This is a genomic window from Oleiphilus sp. HI0128 (genome assembly GCF_001635365.1).
This window is the reverse complement of sequence record NZ_LWGG01000911.1, coordinates 1-1,830: the sequence shown is the minus strand read 5'-3', so window position 1 is coordinate 1,830 and position 1,830 is coordinate 1. Positions and strand designations below refer to the sequence as shown.

1 protein-coding gene is annotated in these 1,830 nt (G+C 46.3%); it reads right to left on the bottom strand.

All coding sequences use genetic code 11. From position 1 onward, the window contains the following. The coding region (locus A3763_RS28715; protein ID WP_197482923.1) for a hypothetical protein at positions 1–1,830 on the bottom strand (1,830 nt) is incomplete at both ends.

Here is a 1,830-nt window from a genome sequence, read left to right as displayed (position 1 = left end):
AAAAAAGCCATCATTTGAAGTAACGTTTGAGAATAAAACAAATGTATCATCGTCAGCACAATCAGAGTAATTTCCGCCTTCAGCGCCCGGGCATATTGCGATAAAGTCACTATCAGCGACATTCTGAATATCGCTCCACTGACCACCACATTGCCAGTGAGGATCATCCCCAGCCGAGCAAGATGCCGTCGCTACAAAAACAGGGATGATATCGCCACCTGCACTGCCAGAATCTGTACCACCTGTACTGCCAGAATCTGTACCACCTGTACTGCCAGAATCTGTACCACCTGTGCTGCCAGAATCTGTACCACCTGTGCTGCCAGAATCTGTACCACCTGTGCTGCCGGAATCTGTACCACCTGTGCTGCCGGAATCTGTACCACCTGTGCTGCCAGAATCCGTACCACCTGTACTAACTATTCGAGCCACAAATAAACCTGGAGCCAGTGGTAAACTTTGTGCTGGAGTCACAACCTCTACGCCACTTTGCTCTGCAACCCACTGCCATGTACGAACAGAGTTAGAACGATGCTGCCAATTGAAAAGCCTATAAACATTGCTAAAGACCTCTGCGCAGTTCGGGTTTACCCAGCCTTCGATAATCTTACCGATTCGAGTAGAAAGCTGAACCTTTTTAGCCTCATCGGTTTCAAAGTAGTAACCTGCACCGAGAGTCAAAACTGTTTCAATATTATGTGTATCAGAGTAATAGGGCCACCAGTCATCACTAATCCGAGATGATAACGGGGCATGAGCACTCGCCATGTAAACTAAGTCTGTTTCGGCACCGGTAGTATTACAGCTCTTAGTTTTATTATACCCGGTAAAACCCTCCTTCCTTACATACTGTCCTAGCTCTGAATTGTAATTCGAGGTAAAGCCATAATTTTCAACTGCAGACGCGATGCGTCTTAGCATTTCTGGCGCATCGGTATTTCCTGTTATCCAGTAAGCTTGCCAGAGGAAATCTACGATATTCTCAGTCATCCATGCTGAGAAGCCTCTAGAGCTACTATCACCTAATGGTGCACTCCCCTCATTATGCACACCTTCGTGAACATCGATATTATGAGTAAAGCCACCACTTTTCGGTGTCCAACCATTTTCTACATCCCAGGTTTTTTCAGTTTGCTGCATATCTTTCAGAGAGTTAATTCGCTCATTAAGGTGAGCTAAAACCGTTGAATCAGCCGTCATTTCATAGGCATTAATCTCTGCTAGTCCTGCTATACCTGCCCCGCGCTCAGTAAAACCTTCATTCTCGTTATTAAAGGTGTCTCTCGTACCATATTGATTCCATCCCAAGTCAGATTGTAACGCCATATTGGTAATTAATGGATCATCCCATTGACTATCATCGCCAGTAAGGGCCCAGCTCAATTTAGCCTGCTGCGGAGCAATATATTTCCCATCAGCACAAGCAACACCACCAAATGTAAAACAACCATCACCACCAGCCATTGCCGGGGCCGTTCCATCATTCCGCACATGCGAGAAGTAGAACTGCTTCGATAGGAATGCCTCTTTTAAGAATTCTACCCGCCCAGTAGACATATACGCTTTGAACATGGCACTTGATCGATCAAACAACCAATTACCTCCACTGGAAGCGCTATAATCAAGCCCACCAGCCCAATTTTCGAACTGCCCTACTTGGTATTGCTCAAAACCGTCTGACGAACCACTTGAGGGCACATAAGGAGGAATCAGGCCTGACTCGGACAAATAGCTTGTATCGTGCAAGGCAAAAATTCGTGGGTAAGGCAGGTTATTTTTATCTGCGCCTGCAGCCGCCCAACCTAGAGAGTGTGCAACTTCAGACAAGCG